This is a genomic window from Paenibacillus rhizophilus (genome assembly GCF_003854965.1).
GTDB lineage: Bacteria > Bacillota > Bacilli > Paenibacillales > Paenibacillaceae > Paenibacillus_AQ > Paenibacillus_AQ rhizophilus.
Genome location: NZ_RQPI01000001.1, coordinates 709,741 through 733,795, shown reverse-complemented (window position 1 = coordinate 733,795; position 24,055 = coordinate 709,741). Strand labels below are relative to the sequence as shown.

Sequence of the window (24,055 nt, the reverse complement as noted above, 5' to 3'; positions counted from 1 at the left end):
GAATGAAAAAAATATGTTATTCAGGTATGTTATTCAGGTTCCGCAAAAGGTCCGGTAAGGACATGTAGTTTGCGCGGGGATTGTGGAGTAATCAGCCTGTTCGGGGGAATGCGCGTAGGGACTGGAAAGAGCATCAAGAAGCCGGTCCATTACGCTGTAATCGCCTTGATTAACCGCGGCCTCCAGTGCCTCTTCGACCCGATGGTTGCGGGGGATTACCGCGGGATTGCTGCTTCGCATCAACTGATGCGAGGAGGCTTTGGGTTCCTCCTGCCTGCCCAGTCTCTTCTGCCACAGGTCATGCCACTGAACAAATTCCGCGTTGCTGTACAAAACCGTATCCTCCGGCTTATCAAAAGTTAAGGCGCGGAAAGTGTTGGTGTAATCCGCACGATTCTTCTGCATCATGCTCAGGAGATCTTCAATCAGGGATTCATCCTCCGGCTCTTCGTTAAAAATCCCCAGTTTTGCCCTCATTCCAGCCAGCCAGTTCCGGTGAAACAACACTGAAAAATCTGAAATCGCATCCTCGGCCAGTTTCACAGCCTCCGCTTCCTTGTCATGCAGCAGCGGCAAAAGGGTCTCAGCAAATCTCGCGAGATTCCACGCGGCAATATGCGGCTGATTGCCATAGGCATAACGGCCTTGAATGTCAATGGAACTGAATACCGTAGCCGGGTCATAGGCATCCATGAAGGCGCAGGGACCGTAATCAATAGTTTCTCCGCTGAGGGCCATGTTATCGGTATTCATTACCCCGTGAATAAAGCCAACAAGCTGCCATTTGGCAATCAGCGCGGCCTGGTGCTTGATAACTTCCTTAAGCAGGACCAGATAGCGGTTCTCATCAGCCTCAACTTCCGGAAAATGTCTTTGCAGCGTGTAATCAGCCAGGGCCTTAAGGTCCTCTGCAGTACCCCATTTCGAAGCGTATTGAAAGGTGCCGACGCGCAGATGGCTGGCAGCCACGCGGGTTAGGATTGCACCAGGAAGCATGGTTTCGCGGAATATTGACTCACCGGTTGTCACCACGGCTAAACTCCGGGTGGTCGCAATTCCAAGCGCATGCATCGCTTCGCTAATGATGTATTCGCGCAGCATCGGTCCAAGGGCCGCCCGGCCATCGCCACGGCGGGAGTAAGTCGTTTTGCCTGAACCTTTAAGCTGAATATCAACCCGCTCGCCTTGGGGAGTGATCTGTTCTCCAAGCAGCAGAGCCCGGCCGTCCCCTAACATGGTAAAATGTCCGAATTGATGGCCTGCGTAAGCTTGAGCAAGAGGCACGGCGCCTTCGGGAATTCGGTTGCCGGCAAACACCGCTACGCTATTATCGCTTTGCAGCGCTTGAACGTTTAACCCCAAGGATGTCGCCAACGGTTCATTCAAAATAACCAGCTTCGGCGAGCGTACAGGGTTTAGGGCTTGTGTGGTAAAAAATGATTTAGGCAGACGGGCATAACTATTGTCGAAGTTCCAACCTGTTTCTATAATTGCTTTGTTTTCGGTCATTGTGTCTCCGTTTTTCATTAGATTATTTTAGTTATCTTCTGACTATATCAACACAAGGCAGCTCGTTTAGTTTTTACTACTGATAATTTATTATACCCTTACAGGGCGGGCATGGATCTCACCACATCAAAACTCAGCTTAATTACACACAAAAAAGGGTGCACGAGGCACCCTTTTCCGTTATTACCGATTATTGTCTGATTATGAGGATGTCACGAGGCGGTATGCCAGTACTTTGAATTCGGGCAATTTCGGAGTTTGTAAGGTTGCGGCCAACCAAAATCAACGAAGATGTAACATCATTAAAGTTGAAGTTACCCAAGTTTGCCACGTTTTGGCTTCCACGGAACACGCGGAATGACCCCTGAAAGTTAATACGCGAGAACAGTACAAGTGTTACCTGGGATCTCTCCACCACATTTCTGAGCCGGAAGCTCGAGAGAACGTTGTTAAACCGAAACGCTCCAAGATCACGAACTGCAACTCCTCCACGTCTGAAGAGAATCCGACGAACTGAAAAATTGGTGCCAGACCAAAGAGCAAGACGTACATCACTGTTAGCCAACTATATCACTCCTTTTCTAAGGTTGATACAGTATATTAAGAATTTCATAGAACGGTATAAGACAAATACAGCGGTAAATAAGTTTGTTTTTCGAATTTAAACCTTGGGGTAATCAACCACTATTACATTTTCCAATATACCGTCCAGCGATTTCACAAACTCTTGATGGAGGGGATGCGGTCCATAAGAGCGCAGCGACTCCAGGTCTTTGAACGTAACCCTTAATCCGAGCGTGTAGCCATGAATGTTTTCCGTTTCTTCAGTTACGTTGATGCCTGCACTCAGATCGGATATTCCCGGGATACGATCCCGAAAGGCGAGCAGTTGATCCAGAAGCTCCTGTTGTTTGGCGGGTGTAATGTTAGTATTGAATTTAAATACTACAAGATGTTCGTACATCGTGAAATCCCTCCTTCATTAATGCGAAACGGCATGTTCACCTAAGTGACAAAGCAAATCTGCTTTGCACTTTTTTTATGGTTGTCATTTTCAACTCTTTCTTTCTTCTCAATCCCGTTCACTCCTACATTAGGCCTATTTTATAAACAGAGATTTAGATAATCATATTATTCGTCAAATTTCGGGGTGTTTTGTATAAAATATATTGACAAAAGCAGAGTAGGAATATATTGTAAAGGGTAATTATTCTTTATTTTTTCAAAAAAATAAACTAAATATGGGCAAAATTCTCCGAAAGGGAATGACGCAAAGCCATGGATCTACAGTCTCATTTTTCATTTGAGACCATGACAGCCAGGTTGCTGAAAAACCGGGATGCTATATGTCTAGCGTCCTATATGGTGATTTGTCAACCGACCTGTGCTCAGTACCTGAGTACAGGTTTTCTATTTACTTGTTATTCTAACTTCCGGTTTCACTTCGAAGGATAGATAACATAGCAAACAATAATAAATCGTGGGGTGGATCTTTGTGAAGACAGTCGCAGACTATATGGCGGAGGCGCTACGCAACCTCGGTGTAAAGCATTCTTTTGGTATTATCGGCAAATCCATTTGCCCCATCGTTCTGAAAATGGTGGATTACGGTATTGAGTTTATCCCCGGGAGACATGAGTCCAGTTCAGGATTCGAAGCTTCCGGTTACGCCCTCAAGACGGGAAATCTCGCCGTGGCTTTCGGCACTTCCGGCCCGGGAGGAACCAACCTCCTTACCGCCGCTGCGCACGCCAAAGCCAACAACCTCCCTGTCCTCTTCATAACAGGGCATCAATCCATTAAAGAGCTGGGTATTCCGCAGTGCCAGGATTCCTCTTCGTATCTAGCCGATTTGGCGGAAATGTTCAGACCCGCAACGCTCTTCAGCAAGCTGGTGGAACGCGGCGATCATTTCAGCACGATTTTCAACCATGCCATTTCTGTTGCACTCGGTGGCCAACGCGGGCCTGTTCATCTTTGCATCCCTTTCGATGTCCAGACAGAGCCGCTTGAAGAATGCCGAATCGTTATCCCTGAAAGGGAAACACTCGTCAATTACGCGAATATTGGCCGGGTTATCAACGCCATTAACCATGCCAAAAAGCCTCTCATCATTGCCGGCAAAGGCGTTAACCGCTCAGGCGCGCATGAGGAATTGATTCAATTGGCGGAAGTCTTCAATATTCCTGTCGTTACCACTCCCGGCGGCAAAGGCTCTATCGTCTGGGATCATCCGCTGTACCACGGACCTGTAGGTGTTGGCGGATGCAAGCATGGCGACGACCTATTGAATCATAGCGATTTGTTTATCGTGCTTGGGTCGCGGCTCAGCGATATGACCACCTGCAATCTCAAGGCGGAGAACCATCCGGAGACGCTGATTCAGTTTGATGTTGACCCTACTTTTGTAGGTAAAATCCTGAACTCCCATACGATTGCGGTCGGTGGCGATTTACGCGATAATCTGTCGCTGGTTCTCCAGAATGTTGACACTGCCGCGATTAAAACACGCGAAACGGAGACCGCCGTTCATTATTCGGAAGAACTGCCAGTTCTGCCCAATCTTTCACTTGCATCGGTGATGAGCATCATGAGCGACCTGATCCCTTATAACAATACGGTATTTGTGGATGATGGCAGCCACGGCTTCAACGCCGTGAAATGGTACAACGTGAAGAAACCGGGAAGCTTTGTCTTTGACGCCTACTTTGCCTGCATGGGCAACGCAATCGGAATGGCGATCGGCGCCAAGGTTGCTTCTCCTGAAGAAACGATATTCTGCATTACCGGCGACGGCTGCTTCATGATGCTCGGCACTGAAATAAATACCGCCGTTTGCAAGAATATTCCGGTTATTTTCATCGTTGTGAACAATATGCAGCTCGATATGGCTTTAAAAGGTATGGAAAAAACCACAGGCAGAATTGACGGAACGATATTTGAAGTTCCTATGGATGCCGTGAAGTTTGCCGAATCTCTAGGAGCCACCGGCTTCAGATGCGAGACTAAAGATCAATTTGCTGCCGCCATTAGCGAAGCTGTGGCTTTAAACCGTGTTGCTGTCATCGAACTATTGACTGATCGTGACGAAGTGCCCCCTACTGCACACCGTGTATTGAATCTGAATTAAACATAAAACGTTTAGGAGGTATTCCGATGATAGACAACATCAACAGCGGTCTCAAGCATTTCTCCAACCTTTCAGGCGACTATGGCGCCAAAGCGCTGGCTCCGATCAAAGAGCATTTTCCAGAGCTTGCCGAATATATCATGGGCAACGCATATGGCGATGTTTTTCAGCGGACCACCATTGGCGCGGATTGGAAAGAGATTGCCGTTATTTCCGCTTTAATATCGATGGGCCAGTTCGACCAGCTCGGCGTTCATTATGTGATGGCGCTTAGTGTAGGCATGACCGTCGATCAAATCAAGGGTATTTTATTGCATCTGGTGCCATGTGTCGGTGCTCCAAGGGTTATTACCGCTTTTAATGTTCTGCTCTCAACACTGGAAGAAATCCAATAACTGCTCCCGCGACAAAATAATACACCATTCGACTTTTTTATTGTACGGATGAGAAATTTATGTATATAATAAAGTTAAAATATCCCAAAACTAAAGTGATAATGTCGAATATTGACGTTGGTGAATAGTTATGAAGGATATTTATTAATACCGGTTGTGTTCGCACAGTCGGGTTAATGCTGAACTAATCAAACTCTGGGAGAGATGAGCACATGGGAAAATTTATTTTGAACACCGATTCTGCCAAAAAAGTCATTAATATCGAATTGGAGGGAACCTTCACCGAAGAAGATGGTCTTAAATCGATTCAAGCCTATCAAGAAACCATTAATCCTATTACTCCAGCTGATTATCAACTGGATATTGATTGCAGAAAGCTGAATGTAACATCCCCTGATGTTGTGCCGCTTCTAGAAGGTTGCTTCATGATGTTCAAGAAAGACGGATTTGAAAGAGTGAAGCTTACCCTTGAGAATAATCCTGTCCTCAAAATGCAGCTGGCTCGTCTGGGACGTAAAGCGGGACTTGAAAACCTGGAAATCATCAGCATTTAAATCTGGCTACGCCTGCAACTGTTGAGCCAGGGAAAGACAGCGGCGTTTAAACTTAGCGGATGCTTTCGATGCAAGTTTTGTACGAAGTTAAGCCTGAAGCGCCGCTCACAAAACTTTTAGGAGGATTCATATGGCTGGGATTCGTATTAAGGACATAGATATCTATCATCCAAGTAAAAAGATTGGCAACGACTTTTTCATTGAGCATTTTGACGAAAAAGGCATTGATATCCGTGGACTTCTCGCTGCTCTGGGCCGTGAAAACCGCTACAGCATTGACAATGAGGAAGAGAATTCCCTGTCGATGGCTTTCGAGGCGGCGAGCAATGTTCTGGAGAAGACCGGTCTTACCGGTGCTGATATCGACCTTATCGCTTATGCGAGCCAAACTCCTGAATATATCTTTCCTACCAATTCATTGATGATCCACCGGCTAATCGGCGGCGCATCCCATACGATCTGCATTGACAGCAATGCAAACTGTGCGGGAATGACTGCTTCGGTTGAACAGGTAAGCCGGCAAATGATGGCCAATCCAAAAATCCGCCGCGCTCTGGTCATCGGCTCCGACCATGTTGCACCGCATGCCGACAAGAATGACCCTGTATATTACGCCAACTTTGGAGATGCCGCCGCCGCGGTCATTCTGGAGCGTGATGAGAATTCCGTAGGCTTCATCGATTCCATCTACCAGACAGACACTTGCGTCTACGGCAATTCGATGTTCCCTGCGGAAGGCTTAGCCAATCTGGGACGCACCGGCGTGGGCGCCGGAGAGTTCAATGTTAAATTCATCCCATTTGACGACTCGATTTGCGTAGACGCCGCTTCCGAGTCTATCAACACATTGCTAAGAGATAATGAGATTGCCCCTGAATCGATTAAAGTGGCCTGCTTCTCTCAGCTATCACTTCCCAACATTCAAGCGGTTTCGGGCAAAACCGGTATCGACAGCGACGCAGCCGTCTACATAGGCGATGAATTCGGCTATACCTCCACGAGCAGCCCTTTTATCGCCCTGCACAAAGCCGTAAACACGGGGAAACTCGAGCGCGGGGACAAGCTTCTGTTCTGGACCGTTGGCGCCGGTTGGCAAAACGTAGCTTTTGTGATGGAGTATTAAGCTAGATATTCAAGAGCGTCCCTAATGCAGAACATCTGCATTAGGGACGCTTTTTTTATTAAGCCTCCTTTTACAGATAATTTTTCCGGAAAAGGAATAGAAATCGAATGTCAGTTTAAATCACACATCTAGCTCAAAAAACACGAAAACAGCATTAAAATTAATTATTTTAAATTTTTATGTTATTATTATTGACATTAATTCAAAAGCTAATTATATTGGCATTATAAGATTTTTAGCGACACAACAGTGTGTCACTCAGAGCAGGACAGTCAATCCTCACAACGCTGTGGCCGGATGGCTTGTTGTACTGCTGTACTTAAAATTATACAGTCAGTCACAATGATGTGGCTGCAATGGCAACGGGGCCGATTAACGAAATCCGCAGATTTGCGGGTTCTGTCAGTCGGCTCTTTTTGCTCATTCACTTACTTTTTAAGGAGGCGATGTCAGCGGCAAATGAACTCGAATACTCCCAGCCCACCTGCAAGCCCTAACAAAACAGTGGTTTACCCAATAAAAGGAGGAAGTTAAAAATGGAAGCAAAAGAATTTCGTAAAGCCGGTCATTCCCCGAGTTTATTGTCAGCTTTTTTATATTTTGATGTAAGCTTTATGATTTGGGTGCTGTGCGGAGCTCTATCGCTCTTCATCACTAAGGATTTCGGCTTAACGGATACCCAGAAAGCTACAATGGTTGCGATTCCGATCCTGGGCGGTTCGGTGTTCCGGATACCGATGGGAATATTGGCAGACCGCATCGGCTGTAAAAAAGCGGGCCTTACCGGCATGTCCCTAACCCTCATCCCTCTTCTGTGGGGTTGGCTTGGCGGAACCAGCCTGCTGCAGATTCATATGATCGGATTTCTGCTCGGTTTCGCGGGCGCGAGTTTTGCCGTATCACTGTCCTTGGCGAGCCGCTGGTATCCTCCACAGTATCAGGGACTTGCGATGGGCATTGCGGGAGCAGGCAACAGCGGAACGGCGCTGGCAACCTTTTTCGGGCCGCAGCTCGCTCAGGCTTACGGGTGGCATAATGTTTTTGGTATCGCGATGATCCCATTGGTTATGGTCATGATCGTATTTGCTATTTTGGTTAAAGATGCCCCGAATGCTCCTGCACCAAAGCCAATTATGGATTACCTCAGTGTGTTCAAGCATGCGGATACTTGGTGGTTCTCGATGTTCTATGCCATTACCTTTGGCGGTTTTGTCGGATTCGCCAACTATGCGAGCATTTTCTTTTATGATATATATGGCGACAGCGCGAATCCCGGCGGTTTGACCAAAATTCAGGTAGGTTACCTGGTAACCATTACAGTCATTGCAGGCAGCTTCTTCAGACCTGTAGGCGGCTGGATCGCCGACAAAATTGGCGGCATGCGTCTCCTGGTTATTTTGTACAGCGTGGTTTCCGTATGCGCCTTTGCGATTGCTACTATGCCCTCTTCATTCCTTGTAATGCTACTATATACCAGCGTAATGATGGCCTGCCTTGGCATGGGGAACGGATCGGTATTCCAGATCATACCTCAGCGCTTCTCCAGTGAAATCGGAGTCATTACGGGAATCGTCGGCGCAGCAGGAGGTTTGGGAGGATATTTGCTGCCAACATACATCCTCGGCCCGCTAAAGCAATCCACAGGTTCACAGGTCACAGGATTCCTTGTTGTAGGTTCCATCGTGTTAATAACAACCCTTATTTTTTACGCGGTTACACGTTCCTGGAGAAAATCCTGGGCTAAAGCGGAATCCGGCGTCAATTTCTAGCAGATTAAAAAAAACTTCAGTGGGGGTGAACTCACATGACAACGAAAAAAGTAAAAAGTGTCTGTCCTTACTGCGGCGTCGGCTGCGGAATCGTACTCGAGGTGTCCGGTAACCGCGTTGTCAAACTCACTGGAGATAAAGAGCATCCGGCCAATTTCGGCAGACTGTGCACCAAAGGCAGCACTGCCGCTCTAGCCATCACAGAATCGGGGCGAATGGAAAACGCCTATATGCGTCAGGACCGAAAGGGCCTGGCCTCCAAAGTCGGCATGGATGACGCCATCAGCGATACGGCCAAGCGGCTCCGTGCCATTCTTGACGAACATGGCCCGGATGCCCTCTCCTTTTACGTCTCGGGTCAAATGTCATTGGAGGCCCAGTATTTGATCAACAAGCTGGCTAAGGGCTTCATAAGAACTAATAACATCGAATCCAATTCCCGCCTTTGTATGGCGAGCGCCGGCAGCGGCTACAAGCTTTCGCTTGGAGCGGATGGGCCTCCGGGGTCTTATCAGGATATGGATAAAACCGATTTGTTCTTCGTTATCGGAGCCAATATGGCCGACTGTCATCCAATTCTGTTCCTGCGTTTGATGGATCGGGTTAAAGCGGGAGCGAAGCTGATTGTCGTGGACCCCCGCCGTACGGCTACCGCGGAAAAAGCAAATCTGTATATGCAGATCAGGCCCGGAACGGATCTCGCCCTGCTTAACGGACTGCTGCACCTGCTTGTAAAGAACGGCCATACGGACCCGGCCTTCATCGCAGAGTTCACCTCCGGCTTTGAGAACATGCCGGATTTCCTGGAAGATTATCCGCCGGACAAGGTGGCCGAAATTACAGGAATCCCCGAGGCGGATATCCGTAAAGCCGCCGAATGGATCGGCGGGGCCCCTAATTGGATGACATGCTGGACCATGGGCCTTAACCAGAGTACACACGGCACCTGGCATACGAACGCCATCTGCAATCTGCATCTCGCTACAGGGGCCATATGCCGCCCGGGAAGCGGCCCCTTCTCCCTCACCGGCCAGCCCAACGCCATGGGCGGCCGGGAGATGGGTTACATGGGGCCGGGTTTGCCCGGTCAGCGCTCCGTCCTAAGCGAAGCAGACCGGAGGTTTATCGAGGAAATGTGGAAGGTTCCCGAGGGCACCGTTCGTACTGAGGTCGGCACCGGCACCGTATCCATGTTCGAAAGTATGAAATCCGGCGATATCAAAGCCTGCTGGATCATCTGTACGAACCCGGTCGCCACCGTGCCGAACCGCAAGAACGTGATTGCAGGACTGGAAGCTGCCGAACTGGTCATTACGCAGGATGCGTTCCTCGATACTGAGACGAACCGGTTCGCGGATATTCTGCTGCCCGGCGCTCTATGGGCCGAAGCCGAAGGTGTGATGATCAACTCCGAGCGCAACCTGACCTTGATGCAGAAAGCGGTCGAGCCGCCCGGAGAAGCCATGCCCGACTGGCAGATTATCGCCCAGGTTGCATGCGAAATGGGCTATTCCGCGGCTTTCTCGTACGGTTCCTCAGCTGAGGTCTATCAGGAAATCCAGCAGGCCTGGAATCCGAAGACCGGCTATGACATTCGCGGCGCGACTTATGAAAGGCTGCGCGAAACGCCTGTGCAGTGGCCTTGTGCTTCGGACAGCGCGAGCGATCGGAACCCGATCCGCTATTTGAACGATCAGGCCGACAGTACGCCGATAGAGTTTGCCGGCAGCAGCGCTCCGCGCATTGTTTTCCCCACGGAAAGCGGAAAAGGAATCTTTTGGGCGCGGCCGTATATGCCGCCTGCAGAAATACTGGACAACAAATATCCTTTTGTGCTGAATTCCGGCCGTTTGCAGCATCAATGGCACACGCTTACCAAAACGGGAAAGATTCCCACGCTAAATAAACTGAATCCAGGGCCTTTTATTGAAATTCACCCGGAGGATGCTTCGATGCTTGAAATTAAAGATCGCGACCCGGTAGAAATTCGTTCGAAGCGAGGGCGGGCTATTCTTCCAGCAGTCATTAATGATCGGGTGCGCCCGGGAAATTGCTTTGCCCCCTTCCATTGGAATGATGTGTTTGGGCCGAATCTGGCGGTAAACGACGTCACCAATGATTCTGTCGACCCCCTGTCCTTTCAGCCCGAATTGAAGTATTGCTCCGTCTCGTTGGTCAAGGCTGCGGGGCATCCGTCAGCGGAGCATAATTTATCGGACAAAGATGGAATTGAGACACCTCTTCCAACCAACGCAGCGACCGTCAATCAGAAGGAGGAATTGTATTTGGCACAACTAGATACGCTCGCTAACATGTTGGGCCTTCAATCCCCCAAAGCCATAACGCTGGATAGTCATGAACAAGTTTATCTGTCGGGCTTCTTAACCGGTCTCCGCACCGAGGATTCGCGAACGGCTGCCGGCATTCCGGTTCTGCCCCCTGCCGCGCCGCTTGAACCAGCCAAACGTTATTGGGTAGACGGCTTGCTGGCCGGGATGTTCTCCCGCAGTTCCCTTCCCGATGAGGATACGATTTCCAAGCTTGAAACGGCGGCGGGAGCGGCGCCAGAGGCTGCGGGCAGACTTCCTGTCACCATTCTCTGGGCCTCGCAGACCGGAAATGCGGAAGGTGCGGCAATCGACTGCGCGAAGAAATTGCAGGAATCCGGTTATGATATAAGACTCGTCAACATGAATCAATATGCCGTACCGGATCTGGCCAAGGAGCGCTTTGTCCTGTTCATTGCCAGTACCTTCGGTGCCGGAGATCCTCCGGACAATGGGGAAAGCTTTTTTCAGTCCCTGCAAGCGGATCATGCGCCTCTATTGACTGAGCTTCGCTATGCCGTTCTCGCCTTCGGGGATTCGAATTACGATCAGTTCTGCGGATTCGGACAAAATTTGGATGCCCGTTTGGAGGAGCTTGGCGCTCAGCGGCTCCTTGACTGCGCTCATTGCGATACGGATTACCAAGAACAGGTCGAAACGTGGACGAACACAGCTGCGGGGATGTTACGCGAGTATGCAAGCAACCGGGAGCAAGCCTTACCTACGGCTGCAGCCACCGCCATATCGGCTCAAGCAACCGGCCCCGATGCGGCTTCCCCGATCCCGGAACAAAATGGATATAACCGAAATCGCCCGGTGCATTCGCGTATCCTGTTCAACCGGCGCCTGAATAAAGAGAATTCCGAGAAGGAAACCCGCCACTATGCTTTCGACCTCAGACATACCGGTTTGCGGTACGAAGCAGGTGACGCTCTGGGGGTATGGCCGGCCAATTGTCCTGAGCTTGTCGGAAATTTGCTAAGCGCGGTGAAACTGGAACCATCCTTCCCGGTTACGGTAAAAGGCCAAGGAGAAGTGCCGATCGCCGAGGCGCTGCTACGTTACTTCGAAATTGCCCGGATTTCACCGGAAATGCTCCGGTTTATCCGCGATCAATCACAGAATGAAAGGTTGAGCGAGCTTCTTCAAAGTGAAAACCAGGCAAGCCTGAAGGAGTGGCTGTGGGGGCGTCAGCTGATCGATGTGCTGCAGGAGTTTCCGGTATCCATGAGCGCGGCGGAGTTTACTCAGCTGCTCAAGCCTTTGCAGCCCCGCCTGTACTCCATTTCATCCAGCCCGAAATCCAATCCGGACGAGGTCCATATCACGGTTTCCACCTTACGCTACGAGTGTGGCGGCAACCCCCGAAAAGGCGTGTGCTCCACCTTTCTGGCAGACCTCGCCGCACAGGATACAGAAATCCCGATTTTTATTCAGAAGAACGCTCATTTCCGTCTGCCGGCAAATCCGGATGCGCCGATGATCATGGTCGGTCCGGGTACCGGAATCGCTCCATTCCGCGGCTTCCTTCAGGAGCGACAAGCGACCGGGGCCAGGGGCAAGAACTGGCTGATCTTCGGAGAACAGCGTGAAGATAGCGATTTTTACTTCAGGGATGAACTAGAAGCTTTCCAGAAGGAAGGCTTACTGCATCGTCTGGACACCGCCTTTTCCCGCGACCAGGCCGACAAAATCTATGTCCAGCACCGCATGATGCAGCACGGCGCAGAGCTTTGGGCTTGGCTGCAGGAAGGCGCCCACTTTTATGTGTGCGGAGATGCCAATCAAATGGCCAAAGAGGTGGATGCCGCGCTGAAGGCCGTTATTCAGCAGCATGGCGGGATGAGTGCGGATGAAGCGAAGGATTATGTGAAAGAGCTGTCGCTGAGCAGACGATATTTGCGGGATGTCTATTAATAAAAATGGCCCGCATCAGAAATAAGGGGCGATCCCCAAAGTCATCCTGGATGACTTTGGGATCGCCCCTTTTCCATTTACTAAAGCCATTCTTTATTTCACAAAACCGCCTCGTTCGTGTAGCGAACGACATGGTGAACCGCATTGACGATAAACTCTTTGCATAAAACGGTGATTCAGCGGGCTTCTGATGCTTTCTGCCGGCTTGATTATTATTTTTATAAATGCTTATGAAAAAAATCCTTCACCACATCAAGCGTATGAGGCTGGGTGAAGCCGAAATGTCCGCCGCCCGTTATTTTATACAGAGTTATATCATTGCCGGCCTGCCTCATTGTCTTCAAAAATTCAAGGCTTTGTTCGTATGGCACGACATCGTCCTGATCCCCGTGCATCATCAAGATCGGAGGCGCATCAGGATGCACATATTGACTTGGACTTGCTTTTTTCGCTTTATCCTTATGCTCCTGAATAGCTCCGCCAACCAGCTTCGATTCCGGCGAATGCGGCGAATCATGGTCTAAGCGGGACGGATATTGACTCATGGACAAAAGATCCGTCGGGCCGAACCAGTCTACAATGGCCTGAACCTGGCTGGACTCTTCAAGATGCTCTCTGTCTCCCGTAAATTCTTCGATACCTTCCGTCAAGGCAAGCAAAAGAGCCAGGTGTCCGCCCGATGAATCTCCCCATACTCCTATTTTTTCCGGATTGATATTGTACTTAGACGCATTGGCTTTCAGGAAACGCACCGCCGCCTTCACATCCTGAAGCTGTCCCGGGAACAGAGCTTCTCCGCTTCCTCTGTATTGCACAGACGCGACGACGTAGCCTTGTTTCACAAAATCGGTCAGTTGAGGGATGAAAGCGTAAATGTTCTGTTCCGTCCATCCCCATCCCGAGCCTTGCAAGTAAATAATCAAAGAATACGTTTCTTTATTCCCTTCCCTGCCGAACAACTCATCCATCGGGTCCCGGTACACCAGTAAATTCAGTTTCAATGAAGTTCCCTCTACATTGGAGAACTCAATATTGGGAATGAGTTGTACATACGAATTGACATTTTGCTCCCAGTCGAGCACCTTGATTTCCTGTTCTGCATTGCTGATATCTGCCATTTGACGTTCCTCCTTGAAAATAAATAATATGTAGCCGGTAAAATTTAGCCTGCAATTTCATTGCTACATGGTCCTCACCCCCTTCAAATACAAATTCCATGTTGTAATGAAAAATGTTACAACGACAACAAACGAAAGTCCGCCCGGCAAATTAAGAACTTCGAGTATCGTTGTAAACACGATCATTACAACAAGCTCAAAAAATTATGCTTCCGCAGAAGCATGAGAAGCATTCTTTCTTTGAACCATAAGTACCGTTATTTCTTTTATGGAGATTTCTCGCAGAACTTGTTCCATCGCCGTTTGAGCCTTCAATAAAATCAGCTCCAACACCTGATTAATATTGGCTCCCACCCAACAGTTCGGATTCGGATGGTCATGCGTATGGAACAGCTCGCCTTCCTCCACCACCTCGACGGCTTTGTAGACGTCATATAAGGAAATGTCGGCAGCCTCCTTTAGCAAGAATGCCCCTCCGGAGCCCCGTTTCACATCGAGCAGACCGGATTTCTTTAATAACCGGCTGATTTGGCGGATAATTACCGGATTCGTGTTTACGCTGTCGGCAATCTGCTCTGAAGTCAGAAGATCAGTCCGCACGTGGATTAGCGAGAGCATATGAACGGCTATTGAAAACCGGCTGCTGATTCTCAAGGTGATCACCCTTTCGTTGTAACTATAATAATTACATCAAAATAGTTTGTCAACCCTTTGGCAAGAGCGCTTCACGATCTTTTTACAGACAAGTTAGTTACCTGCTCCCGTTCATTGCCCTGCGATGAATAAAAGTAATAATTTTTTTCTTGACTAAACGGTCTGAAAAGGGGTATGATAACACCAGAAAGGAGGTGCAATGTTGTGGCTAGAAGCAAAGAGTTCGATACCACCCTTGTGCTGCATAAGGCCATGGAAGTATTCGGCCATTACGGTTATGAGGGAACCTCACTGCAAAATTTACTCGACGGTCTGGGGATTGCCCGCCAAAGTCTGTACGATACGTATGGGACTAAAAGGGACCTTTTTATCTCGGCAGTCAAATATTATGTCAATGAGAAATCGGCGGCCGTCGTCTCCTATCTGGAGCGTTCGGGTTCGGTGAAACAAGCGATTGCCGACATTTTTCACGAAATTGCAGCCGTTTTGCAGGATGAACAGCGCCGCAAGGAATGTTTCATTCTGTACAGCGCCATTGATCAAGTCCCTCACGATCCGGAGATTGCGGCTTTTTTCAAGCATGACATGGAACGTCTGGAACAAGCCTTTTATGACGCATTGGTTCGGGCCCGTGAACAAGGCGAACTGAGCGGCCGTCATGATGACCTGCTTGCCCTTGCCCGCTATTTGTATCATTCGCGATATGCGCTAACCCAAGCGGCTAAACTTACCGACAACCCGCAGGTTCTGGACCAAATTGCGGCTGTCACCCTCTCGGTGCTAGATAAATAATGAAGCTTCATACAGATGCTTCATTATTATTTTAAATATTTTTGACCGAACGATCTATAAAGGAGGTGATTCTCCCCTGCGTGCTCTGAATTGGAGAAAATAAATTCATTTTTTTACCTATTCCAGACTGTTTGATCTACAAAAGAAAGGATGAACATTCATATGAACAACTCGAAACATAAAAGACTGGCATTGCTGCTTTTGGCGGTATCCCAGTTGATATTGGCGCTTGATTACACGATTATTTTTGTGGCCCTGCCTTCCCTGGCGGCGGATCTAGGCTTTAGCGCGAACAATCTGCAATGGGTCATTAGCGCCTACTCCTTGGCCTTTGGCGGATTCCTGCTTATCGGCGGAAGATTGTCAGACCTGCTTGGCAGAAGACGGATGTTTATGATCGCCATGGCGCTTTTTGGTCTTGGCTCTTTACTCGGAGGGCTGGCAGGCTCGCAGCTCGCGCTCGTTATCGCCAGAGGCATTCAAGGGCTGGGCGGAGCGCTCCTGTCCCCGGCCACACTGTCCCTGATTATGTCCAATTTTGAAGAAGGCAAGGAACGCAACCGCGCGCTGGGTGTGTGGGCGTCAATGGGCGGAGTCGGAATGTCGCTTGGATTGCTTCTGGGCGGTGTGTTAACCAGTTACATTGGCTGGGAATCGACATTCTTCGTCAATGTGCCGATCGCTATTTTGGTCCTTATCCTGTCGCCAATGGCCCTTATGGAGAGCAAAACACTGTCCGAAACCCGCCATTATGATGCGGCCGGGACGATTTCCGTAACAGTCGGCATGATCTTAATCGTGTATTATCTCATTCAATCCCCGGTCACAGGCTGGCTGCATACAGCAACGCTTATTCCGGGGCTAATCGGGGCTGCCTCGCTTCTGCTGTTTGTAGCGATTGAGAAGCGCACAAGCGAGCCGCTGATTCCGTTCCGTCTGTTTCGCAACCGCAATTTGACCGGCGCAGCCATTACGGCCGCTCTATTCTCCGCTTCATTCGGTACGCTGTATTATTTCCTGACGCTGTACACGCAAGAGGTGCTGCAATATACCGCGATCCAGTCTGGCCTTACCTTCCTGCCTCTGACGGTCAGCGCTTTGCTTGGAGCCAAGCTGATTAACAAAATGATTTCAGGCGTTGGCGTTGCCGGCACGATTGCGGCCGGGATGGGACTTGGCGTCATCGGATTCTTGCTTCTGACCCGGGTATCCGAAACCGGATCGGCTTGGGACGTCATTCCGGGCATGGTTATTATCGGTCTGGGTCAGGCGTTTACGTTCACAACGATGTATATTGCGGCAAGCACAGGAATTGACATGAAGGAGCAAGGAGTCGCCTCCGCGATCGTCACGACCGGACAGCAGATTGGCGGCGCCGTCGGGTTGGCTGTCATTATGGCGATCATCTCGGCAAGTTTGGGTGCGAATGCTACGCTGGAAACGATGGAGTCCGCGGCGCTCAATGGAGCGATCCGTATGGCAATCTTCATCGAAGCCGTTATTGCGCTGATAAGCATTGCCGTGGCGTTTATCTCACTTAGACACAAAAAATCCGCGAAAGTAAAAGCAGCCGCATAAATGAAAATATTTCTTGAATCAGGAGTGAATGACATGATGGACAACAGTAAAATTCTGATTACGGGCGGAACCGGCAAAACAGGAAGCCGAATCGCCAGACGACTTAAGGAACTTGGTTATAATGTTCGTACAGCCGGCCGTGAACAATCTGCTTCCACTATCGACGAACATGTGTATTTTGACTGGAATGACGAGACCACGTTCGATTTGGCACTAAAAAACGCAAATAAAGTCTATCTCGTAGCCCCGCTTCTGGTCATGAATCCTATAGAATTGATGTTGCCTTTTCTGGAGAAAGCGTTGAAGTCAGGGGTGCAACGGATCGTACTGCTCGGCAGCGCCTCCGTTTCGGAAGAAGGGCCTGTGTTTGGCAAGGTGCATCAGGCAGTTCGTCAGTTTGCGCCGGAGTGGGCGGTTCTGCGGCCTTCGTACTTTTTTCAAAATTTCACGGAAGGCCCCCACGGTGCGACGATTAACCGGGATGGGGTGATCATTTCGGCCACGGGGCCTGGACGAATGGGCTTCGTTGATGCGGACGATATCGCGGAGGTGGGCGTACGGGCGCTGATTGACCCGCAGCCCCATAATACCGATCACATCATCACCGGTCCGCAGTCCCTCAGCTACGCAGAGGCGGGGGGAATTATCGGTGCCGCTACGGGCCGAACCATTACACATACACACATAGAGACGAAAGAGCTCGCGGCCGGGATGATCAACCTCGGGATGCCTGAAGACTACGCGATCTTCCTTGCGGGCTTGGATGAAGGCATTAAAAACGACGGCACCGAGGATCTCGTGACCGATACCGTGGAACGCGTGACCGGCCGTCCTCCGCGATCGTTAGCCGATTTCGCCAAATCGCATACCGCATTTTGGAAAAAAGGCTAAACATATTAAAAATGACCTCATCTCCATATAACCCGTGGATGTTGAGGTCATTTTTTCATTGTTTTCATCTTAAAAGAACTCTTTTTGGGAAAGAAGCCGTTTCACTTTGTCGGCTGTGTCCGTACCGTCCAGCGGCGTATTAATCACGACTTGAAGCTCAGGCGAGTCGGTAACCGTAAATGAAAGATGTTTAAAGATCAATTCCCCTGCTACCGGGTGATAAATCACCTTGTTCCCTTCCGGAGCGTAGAGAACTTCTTGGCGCTGCCACATTTCCTTGAATTCTTGGCTGATTTGCGTTAATTCCCGGATTTGTTCCCCCCACCACGGATCTTCAATAAAGCGGCCGTACCCGGCCCGAAATTGCGCCAAGCAGCGCAGCGCTCCTTCTTCCCAATATTCCCCTTTGATTTGACGCAAATAGTCGGATGTAAAGGTGCTCCATACCAAATTCCGCTCCCGCACGGTCATCGAGTCGTAGTCACCGTATACGATGCAAAACGCTTTATTCCATGCCACAACATTCATTCTAACGTCAATTACACAAGCGGCCAATTGATCCAGGAAGTTCTGCAGGTTCGGGCTAATAACGGACTGGGCACGCTTTTCCTCCAAAGGGTACTGTCTATATGCGAGTAAAAATAAATGCCTGCGTTCATTGGCATCCAGCCGAAGTACACGGGTCAAGCTTTCCAAAACCTGAACGGAAACTTGAATGTCCCTTCCCTGTTCAAGATACGTGTACCATTCAAGACTTATCCCCGCCAAGGCTGACACTTCTCCGCGCCGAAGACCCGGCGTACGTCTCGGTTTCCATGCGGAATACCGGCTTGCTTGGGAGAAATCCGCTCACGGCATTTCCTTAAAAACTGTCCCAACTCATGATGTCGGTCGAATTTCAAATTTTCCATCAAACCATAACCTCCCGTTGATTGATCTTGGTTAGTAGTTTTTCTCCTAGGATAACCGTCCGTCTCCTTAAACTGGTTACAGGTATTATACATTATCAGTGGGGCCGATAACAGGATGTCAAAAAACTGCAAGGAGGACGCTATCGTATTCGGCGCAACATCCAATCAACAATAAATGAATGGGAGGTCTTCAAGATGTCGGAACAAACATTGAGTAAAACAATACTGATTACCGGTGCAAATAAAGGAATCGGATTTGAAACGGCCCGGCGTTTAGGCTCACAAGGATTTACTATTTTAGTAGGTGCCCGAAATAAAGAAAGAGGAATTGAGGCCAAAGCGAAATTACAGTCTGAAGGGGTCACAGCCCATTTTATTGAACTGGATGCAACAAGCCAACTCTCAATTGATTCAGCGGCAAAAGAAATTGGGGGGACCTTCGGTCGGTTGGATGTTCTGATCAATAACGTGGGGGTCGCGCTTGGTAATTTGGAAGATATTCTTGTTCCTTCGAGAACAGACGTTAAGGTATTACGGGAAACATTCGAAACTAACTTTTTCGGTATGTTTGCCATAACGAAGGCTTTGCTACCGCTCATTCGTAAATCGGCGGCAGGACGGATAGTCAATTTATCCAGCGGGCTTGGTTCCTTAACGCTGCACAGCGACCCCGTGTTTGAGTTTTATGATAACAAAATTTTACTGTATAATACCTCGAAAACCGCAGTCAATGCGTTAACTGTTCACTTCGCCCATGAGCTGAAAGACACGCCGGTAAAAGTAAACTCGGCAGACCCAGGATTTACGACTACCGATCTAAATGGCTTTCAAGGTAAGCGAACCGTTGAACAAGCTGCAGAAATCGTCGTTCGTCTTGCTACTCTTTCGGATGATGGGCCTACCGGCGGATTCTTTGATGAAAACGGAGTGCTTCCTTGGTAAGCCTTAGTGCGCCGCTCGTTTAACCTAGTGATGTATTAATGTCCACTCCCTTTAATTAATTTAGTAATTATAATTTGAAAATATACTTTATTTAAGTTATAATAAACTAAACCATTTAAAAAGGAGTGTTACATATGTCAACTGTTCTTTATATAACTGCCCACCCTCACGATCATCAGACTTCTTACTCCATGGCCGTCGGGAACGAATTTATCGAAGCTTACCGGGAAGCACACCCGGACGATGAGGTGATCAGGCTCGACTTGTTTAAACTGGACATCCCTCATATCGATGCGGACGTATTCAGCGGTTGGGGCAAGCTTGCTTCCGGATCTTCATTCGACCAGCTTTCCGACGACGAGAAGGCTAAAGTCGGAAGACTGGGTGAAATCGTGGATCAATATGTCGCAGCCGATAAATATGTATTTGTTTCACCAATGTGGAATTTTTCGTTCCCACCAATTTTAAAGGCTTATATTGACGCTGTTTGCGTCGCAGGTAAATCCTTCAAATATACCGAGCAAGGCATCATTGGCTTGCTGACGGACAAAAAAGCGATCCACATTCAAGCAAGCGGCGGCGTTTATTCGGAAGGCCCTGCAGCTGGTTTCGAAAGCGGCCACAGCTATTTGGCAAAAATCATGCAATTCCATGGCGTGCCGTCCTTTGACGGGATTTTTGTTGAAGGCATGGCCGCAAAGCCGGACCAAGCTCAATCGATTAAAGAAGCAGCGATCGAAAAAGCAAAAGAGGCTGCAAAAACGTTCTAAAATCTTTCCGGTCCATACGGTTAAAAAAGATCCCCTAAAGGGAGCTGAGACTTCAGCTCTCTTTTTCCATTTGCTGATCTTCCCTATTCGTTGCAAAGCCACCGATATTGTCTTTGATCCGTTGAGGTAGACAAAAAACAGGTTATCATTCATGCCCATTAGCCTAATCACCTACATTTCCTTAGTCATATACTGTGCTGTATCTTATAAAACAGAGGAGGAAATCCAAATGGGCTACGGTTGCGTTGGAGGAGTAGGCGGAGAAGATAAAGGCCCCGTTTATCCTATGTTCACATCTACGGGTACAATTTTGGTTCTCTACATTCTGCTGGTCATCATTTTGAAAACTTGCTGGATCTAAATTATCTCTGACGGTTGTCAGCCCCGCCGGGAGTTTGCGACCACATGCCCGGCGGGAGTTAAAATTTTTAGTAACAACGGGACAACTTTAGGCAGGTATACATATCATGAATTCTTGTTTTACTGTTTCGTTCTCTTTCTGAAAATCCACTGTATGCTTATGCCCAGAGATATCATCAAGACAAGCAGCAGCAGAAGCCACCCGACAATGGGGATATTGATAAAGGCGGTTAAGATGGCGGCACCCACTAATACCTTCATCCAATCGGACATGAGCGTTGGCCCATGAAACATCTCTCCAATCCGGAAACTAATGACGGTAGCTCCAAATGCCAGCGCCAGGAGCACAGCCAACAAGATAACAATGATAATCGGCATGCCGATAACGGTGACAAGCAGCAATGTACTCAAAGCCGCGAGGATCAAACACCCCAACAAACCAATAAGAATCAGCCGTCCATTGGAGCTTAAGGGATAGCGATCAGTAAATGCGGCTACTTTTTGTTTCCCCAAAATCCGAATTAGAACAGGTACAAGAATCATTAGCAGACTGACGGCGAGCTGCAGCACCCATAAACCGAGGGCAAGCCCGCCCCCGATCAACAGACTGTTTTGCGTCGCACTGTCCAGAGAAATTGTATATATATCATCACCGAGCACGGCTCCGGGATCTTGTTTAACAAGGCCCCCGATTACGACGACAACGCTTTTTATATCGGCTGTGCTGCCAAGGTGAAGATCGCCGTTTACAACGACCGCCACACCGGTCACTTGTCCGTATACCTCGGCATTGCCTCCAAACACATACAGATCATCTACGGTCTGCCCTGCGGGTACGGTCGTATTCTGATGCTCGAAAATGCTCTTTGCCGATGCAATACCCGGAATGAGGAGCATGAGGAATGCAAAACAGCTTAATGTATAAAAAATCCTTCTCAATGTGTTCATCCCTTTCAACTGGTTGAGGCTTGAAGCAGCCGTCTAAGCGAATAAACGGAGGTTGACAGGATAATTAATGAAAGCACAACCACTGCCCCGGATAAGACAGGCACACCTGAAACGAAATGCGACGCCATATAGACCAGAGCGACCACTAATTTCAAAAACCCGTTAATCAGTTTCATTAAGATGGCTCCGGCTGCGAACCAGAGTAACCCAAGTGCCATGAAAGACAGAAGAGGAACGAATATCCAACCCTTTCCGGCGGCAGCTGGTTCTTGCCTGTCTGCGATTACCTGCATAACCCGGATTTCAAAATCTGCCGGTCCTTGAATCTCTTCATAAGTGCGTGTGATGTTGCTTTGGAGGGTTAACAGCTCTTCCAGCAGGACTTGACAGGACTCACATATCTCCAAATGGGCTTCGATCTGCCGTCTTTCGTCATCACTTAACTCCTCATCCATATAAGCGGATAATTGCTCCTCTAAATGGCCGGTCATCCCTGCTCCTCCTTTGCTAGTTCCTTACGCAGTGCCATTCGAGCTGCGAATAGCCGCGACTTTACGGTTCCAAGAGGCACTTCTAGCATATCCGCTATCTCTTCATAACGGTATCCTTGCACATCATGCAGCAGGATAACCTCCCGATGATCAATGGAAAGCCTGCTCAAGCATTCCTCTATGGATAGTTTCACCGACATGTCGGGTATATTGGGGTCCACCAGATGCTCATTGGGTTGCTCATCGCTGAACTCTTTCTCTTTTGCTCTTTTTTTCAACCGGTCCTTGCACAGATTGGCTGCAATTCGAATCATCCACGAGGAAAACGCAAATTCATTGTCCAGACCGGATATCGAATAAAACGCTTTGACAAACGCCCCTTGAGAAACATCTTCAGCATCCATTCGATTACTCAACATGCCGACGGCGTAACGATAAACATGGCCTTTAAAACGTTTCACAAGCTCGGCAAATGCGTCTTGGTCGCCACCTTTGGCTTTATGAATAATCTGATAAAGTTCTTCTTCTACCACTTATGTTCACTCCTACCGGATACGGCAGCTTTCTCATTATCATGCCATAATTTCGTTCGTCTGAAGTATTCGCAGAATCTCCAGCAGAATGACGTTCAGACTGATCCATACCCCGCCGAAGACATAGCCGGCCGCAACGTCACTCGGAAATTGCACTTTGAAATAAATCCGGCTAACCCCGACAAGGAGACCCAAGAGTATGACAGCAAAAACGGCTGAAATCCGGATGAGATTATTACTGTAATGACGAAGCATTAAAAAAGCGGAAAATCCGCATACGCTGATCGAAGTTAAGGTTTCTTCACTGGGGAAGGTGTTGAATATTTGATATCCGGCCGCAACCGGCCCTGGACGATGAAAAAGCACCCGCAATCCTTCATCAAGCATTTCCCCACCGATGACGACCCAGAACAGGAAGGATAGCTCAAGCAGCTTTTGGCGGGCACTCAGTATGATCCAAATAGCGGTTATTGCAATCAGAGGCCCGTACAGATAGATCGAACCTAACAGGGCAAAGCCGTTCATAAGGTCCTTCCATTCAGGTCCAAATACCGAGAGGATAACATAAGAAGCAACCTCGTCAAAGCGGTTAAATTCCTGTGCCAAGAAATCCTGTATAAGTCCAAGCATCAAGGAAACAAACAACACAAATGCGGCAAACGAAGACAGAACCAGGAATCTGACTTTGCCGAGCGAGTTGAAATGGCGCACACCTTTTGTAAGCAAGACCATAAGCGCTGCCAGGGCACGCTGTCTATGCTTCTGATAGAAATAGATCAGCAAGGTCAACAACGCGGAAGCGACCCCAAACAGGATCATATAGCGATTCACGGTTTGGTGGTAAGCTTCCCATTTCGGTCCCAATACCCTGCCAAGTGAAATGAATAAGCTGACCCAAAAAATGGCGCCCGAATACGCATAAATCGCATATTTCCGGAAAGGCATACGGGTTACCCCACAGAAGTACCCTGTAATATGTCTGATCCCGGGTATAAAGTACGCGACGAACAACAGCTTGTCTCCGTATTTTTCAAACCACACATTCATTCTAAGGAGCTGGTCTTCACCCAGATGAACCCGATGCCCATACTTGTGTACAAAGGGCCTTCCCAGCCAGTGACCGATCCAGTAAGAAAGGGTGATGCCGGCTGTTACACCGGCACTCGCGGATAAGATGCTGAGCGGCAAATTCAATTTCCCTTCAAAAACGAATAATCCCGTATAGCTCATCAACATTTCACCAGGAAGAGGCAATGCGAGCATCTCAAGGAATAAGGCTATAAAAATAACTCCGTATCCATATTGTTCAAGCCATGCGGTAACTATGTTCACTGGAACCCCTC

Annotated in this window: 22 protein-coding genes and 1 riboswitch; of the genes, 12 read left to right on the top strand and 10 right to left on the bottom strand. The window is 48.7% G+C overall.

The window, feature by feature from the left end:
- Positions 1-33: 33 nt before the first annotated feature.
- The 3 genes from EH198_RS03465 to EH198_RS03455 all read right to left on the bottom strand — a co-directional run bounded on the left by EH198_RS03465 (position 34) and on the right by EH198_RS03455 (position 2,473).
- Positions 34-1,509, bottom strand: coding sequence for a protein adenylyltransferase SelO (locus tag EH198_RS03465; RefSeq protein ID WP_124694135.1), 1,476 nt, complete (start codon positions 1,507-1,509; stop codon positions 34-36).
- A gap of 190 nt (positions 1,510-1,699) precedes the next feature.
- The gene (locus tag EH198_RS25410) at positions 1,700-2,074 is read right to left on the bottom strand and encodes a hypothetical protein (protein ID WP_124694134.1); all 375 of its coding nucleotides are present in this window, start codon (positions 2,072-2,074) and stop codon (positions 1,700-1,702) included.
- Positions 2,075-2,170: 96 nt separating this feature from the next.
- Positions 2,171-2,473: a Dabb family protein gene (locus tag EH198_RS03455; protein WP_124694133.1), complete on the bottom strand. Its 303-nt coding sequence runs from the start codon at positions 2,471-2,473 to the stop codon at positions 2,171-2,173.
- Between the two features lie 270 nt (positions 2,474-2,743).
- Positions 2,744-2,840: riboswitch (cyclic di-GMP riboswitch) on the top strand.
- A gap of 164 nt (positions 2,841-3,004) precedes the next feature.
- Between EH198_RS03455 and EH198_RS03450 the strand changes: the two genes are divergently transcribed.
- From EH198_RS03450 to EH198_RS03425, 6 genes are all read left to right on the top strand, one after another.
- On the top strand, positions 3,005-4,639 hold the full coding sequence (locus EH198_RS03450) for a thiamine pyrophosphate-binding protein (RefSeq protein WP_246014075.1): 1,635 nt from the start codon (positions 3,005-3,007) through the stop codon (positions 4,637-4,639).
- A 26-nt stretch (positions 4,640-4,665) separates the two neighbouring features.
- Positions 4,666-5,034 (top strand): carboxymuconolactone decarboxylase family protein, encoded by a 369-nt coding sequence (locus EH198_RS03445; RefSeq protein ID WP_124694132.1) that lies wholly within the window; start codon positions 4,666-4,668, stop codon positions 5,032-5,034.
- A 212-nt stretch (positions 5,035-5,246) separates the two neighbouring features.
- Entirely contained in the window at positions 5,247-5,588 is a 342-nt protein-coding gene (locus tag EH198_RS03440; protein WP_124694131.1) for a hypothetical protein, read from the top strand.
- Positions 5,589-5,718: 130 nt separating this feature from the next.
- Positions 5,719-6,711, top strand: a complete 993-nt coding sequence (locus EH198_RS03435; RefSeq protein WP_124694130.1) for a 3-oxoacyl-[acyl-carrier-protein] synthase III C-terminal domain-containing protein — start codon at positions 5,719-5,721, stop codon at positions 6,709-6,711.
- A gap of 536 nt (positions 6,712-7,247) precedes the next feature.
- Entirely contained in the window at positions 7,248-8,480 is a 1,233-nt protein-coding gene (locus EH198_RS03430) for a nitrate/nitrite transporter (RefSeq protein ID WP_124694129.1), read from the top strand.
- Positions 8,481-8,515: 35 nt separating this feature from the next.
- Positions 8,516-12,724, top strand: coding sequence for a sulfite reductase subunit alpha (locus EH198_RS03425; RefSeq protein WP_124694128.1), 4,209 nt, complete (start codon positions 8,516-8,518; stop codon positions 12,722-12,724).
- Between the two features lie 218 nt (positions 12,725-12,942).
- On the opposite strand, the gene EH198_RS03420 is transcribed toward EH198_RS03425, so the two are convergent.
- Both EH198_RS03420 and EH198_RS03415 read right to left on the bottom strand, forming a co-directional pair.
- On the bottom strand, positions 12,943-13,842 hold the full coding sequence (locus EH198_RS03420) for an alpha/beta hydrolase (RefSeq protein ID WP_124694127.1): 900 nt from the start codon (positions 13,840-13,842) through the stop codon (positions 12,943-12,945).
- Positions 13,843-14,046: 204 nt separating this feature from the next.
- Positions 14,047-14,496, bottom strand: coding sequence for an Rrf2 family transcriptional regulator (locus tag EH198_RS03415; RefSeq protein ID WP_124694126.1), 450 nt, complete (start codon positions 14,494-14,496; stop codon positions 14,047-14,049).
- A gap of 204 nt (positions 14,497-14,700) precedes the next feature.
- Between EH198_RS03415 and EH198_RS03410 the strand changes: the two genes are divergently transcribed.
- From EH198_RS03410 to EH198_RS03400, 3 genes are all read left to right on the top strand, one after another.
- Positions 14,701-15,288: a TetR/AcrR family transcriptional regulator gene (locus tag EH198_RS03410; RefSeq protein ID WP_124694125.1), complete on the top strand. Its 588-nt coding sequence runs from the start codon at positions 14,701-14,703 to the stop codon at positions 15,286-15,288.
- 162 nt (positions 15,289-15,450) lie between these two features.
- Entirely contained in the window at positions 15,451-16,866 is a 1,416-nt protein-coding gene (locus EH198_RS03405) for an MFS transporter (RefSeq protein ID WP_124694124.1), read from the top strand.
- A 33-nt stretch (positions 16,867-16,899) separates the two neighbouring features.
- Positions 16,900-17,757, top strand: coding sequence for an NmrA family NAD(P)-binding protein (locus EH198_RS03400; protein WP_124694123.1), 858 nt, complete (start codon positions 16,900-16,902; stop codon positions 17,755-17,757).
- A 69-nt stretch (positions 17,758-17,826) separates the two neighbouring features.
- Here the strand turns inward: EH198_RS03400 and EH198_RS03395 are convergent, their stop codons facing one another.
- Entirely contained in the window at positions 17,827-18,525 is a 699-nt protein-coding gene (locus EH198_RS03395; RefSeq protein WP_342772019.1) for a helix-turn-helix transcriptional regulator, read from the bottom strand.
- A gap of 338 nt (positions 18,526-18,863) precedes the next feature.
- Between EH198_RS03395 and EH198_RS03390 the strand changes: the two genes are divergently transcribed.
- The 3 genes from EH198_RS03390 to EH198_RS24970 all read left to right on the top strand — a co-directional run bounded on the left by EH198_RS03390 (position 18,864) and on the right by EH198_RS24970 (position 20,741).
- Positions 18,864-19,610, top strand: a complete 747-nt coding sequence (locus EH198_RS03390) for an SDR family oxidoreductase (protein ID WP_124694122.1) — start codon at positions 18,864-18,866, stop codon at positions 19,608-19,610.
- Between the two features lie 134 nt (positions 19,611-19,744).
- Positions 19,745-20,380, top strand: a complete 636-nt coding sequence (locus tag EH198_RS03385; RefSeq protein WP_124694121.1) for an FMN-dependent NADH-azoreductase — start codon at positions 19,745-19,747, stop codon at positions 20,378-20,380.
- Positions 20,381-20,609: 229 nt separating this feature from the next.
- Positions 20,610-20,741 (top strand): YjcZ family sporulation protein, encoded by a 132-nt coding sequence (locus tag EH198_RS24970; RefSeq protein ID WP_246014074.1) that lies wholly within the window; start codon positions 20,610-20,612, stop codon positions 20,739-20,741.
- 119 nt (positions 20,742-20,860) lie between these two features.
- Here the strand turns inward: EH198_RS24970 and EH198_RS03380 are convergent, their stop codons facing one another.
- From EH198_RS03380 to EH198_RS03365, 4 genes are read right to left on the bottom strand one after another with little or no spacing between them, the layout of a single operon-like run.
- On the bottom strand, positions 20,861-21,688 hold the full coding sequence (locus EH198_RS03380) for a hypothetical protein (RefSeq protein ID WP_148091479.1): 828 nt from the start codon (positions 21,686-21,688) through the stop codon (positions 20,861-20,863).
- A 5-nt stretch (positions 21,689-21,693) separates the two neighbouring features.
- On the bottom strand, positions 21,694-22,179 hold the full coding sequence (locus EH198_RS03375; RefSeq protein WP_124694119.1) for an anti-sigma factor family protein: 486 nt from the start codon (positions 22,177-22,179) through the stop codon (positions 21,694-21,696).
- Positions 22,176-22,712, bottom strand: a complete 537-nt coding sequence (locus EH198_RS03370; protein ID WP_124694118.1) for an RNA polymerase sigma factor — start codon at positions 22,710-22,712, stop codon at positions 22,176-22,178. Before EH198_RS03370 ends, EH198_RS03375 begins: the two co-directional genes overlap by 4 nt.
- A gap of 39 nt (positions 22,713-22,751) precedes the next feature.
- Entirely contained in the window at positions 22,752-24,044 is a 1,293-nt protein-coding gene (locus tag EH198_RS03365; RefSeq protein ID WP_124694117.1) for a VTT domain-containing protein, read from the bottom strand.
- Positions 24,045-24,055: the final 11 nt, after the last annotated feature.

What these genes read in the sequence shown, in the direction of transcription:
- EH198_RS03465 (WP_124694135.1), bottom strand. Translation starts at nt 1,509, where the DNA reads ATGACCGAAAACAAAGCAATTATAGAAACAGGTTGGAACTTCGACAAT.
- EH198_RS03455 (WP_124694133.1), bottom strand. Translation starts at nt 2,473, where the DNA reads ATGTACGAACATCTTGTAGTATTTAAATTCAATACTAACATTACACCC.
- EH198_RS03445 (WP_124694132.1), top strand. Translation starts at nt 4,666, where the DNA reads ATGATAGACAACATCAACAGCGGTCTCAAGCATTTCTCCAACCTTTCA.
- EH198_RS03440 (WP_124694131.1), top strand. Translation starts at nt 5,247, where the DNA reads ATGGGAAAATTTATTTTGAACACCGATTCTGCCAAAAAAGTCATTAAT.
- EH198_RS03435 (WP_124694130.1), top strand. Translation starts at nt 5,719, where the DNA reads ATGGCTGGGATTCGTATTAAGGACATAGATATCTATCATCCAAGTAAA.
- EH198_RS03430 (WP_124694129.1), top strand. Translation starts at nt 7,248, where the DNA reads ATGGAAGCAAAAGAATTTCGTAAAGCCGGTCATTCCCCGAGTTTATTG.
- EH198_RS03425 (WP_124694128.1), top strand. Translation starts at nt 8,516, where the DNA reads ATGACAACGAAAAAAGTAAAAAGTGTCTGTCCTTACTGCGGCGTCGGC.
- EH198_RS03420 (WP_124694127.1), bottom strand. Translation starts at nt 13,842, where the DNA reads ATGGCAGATATCAGCAATGCAGAACAGGAAATCAAGGTGCTCGACTGG.
- EH198_RS03405 (WP_124694124.1), top strand. Translation starts at nt 15,451, where the DNA reads ATGAACAACTCGAAACATAAAAGACTGGCATTGCTGCTTTTGGCGGTA.
- EH198_RS03400 (WP_124694123.1), top strand. Translation starts at nt 16,900, where the DNA reads ATGATGGACAACAGTAAAATTCTGATTACGGGCGGAACCGGCAAAACA.
- EH198_RS03390 (WP_124694122.1), top strand. Translation starts at nt 18,864, where the DNA reads ATGTCGGAACAAACATTGAGTAAAACAATACTGATTACCGGTGCAAAT.
- EH198_RS03385 (WP_124694121.1), top strand. Translation starts at nt 19,745, where the DNA reads ATGTCAACTGTTCTTTATATAACTGCCCACCCTCACGATCATCAGACT.
- EH198_RS24970 (WP_246014074.1), top strand. Translation starts at nt 20,610, where the DNA reads ATGGGCTACGGTTGCGTTGGAGGAGTAGGCGGAGAAGATAAAGGCCCC.
- EH198_RS03380 (WP_148091479.1), bottom strand. Translation starts at nt 21,688, where the DNA reads ATGAACACATTGAGAAGGATTTTTTATACATTAAGCTGTTTTGCATTC.
- EH198_RS03375 (WP_124694119.1), bottom strand. Translation starts at nt 22,179, where the DNA reads ATGACCGGCCATTTAGAGGAGCAATTATCCGCTTATATGGATGAGGAG.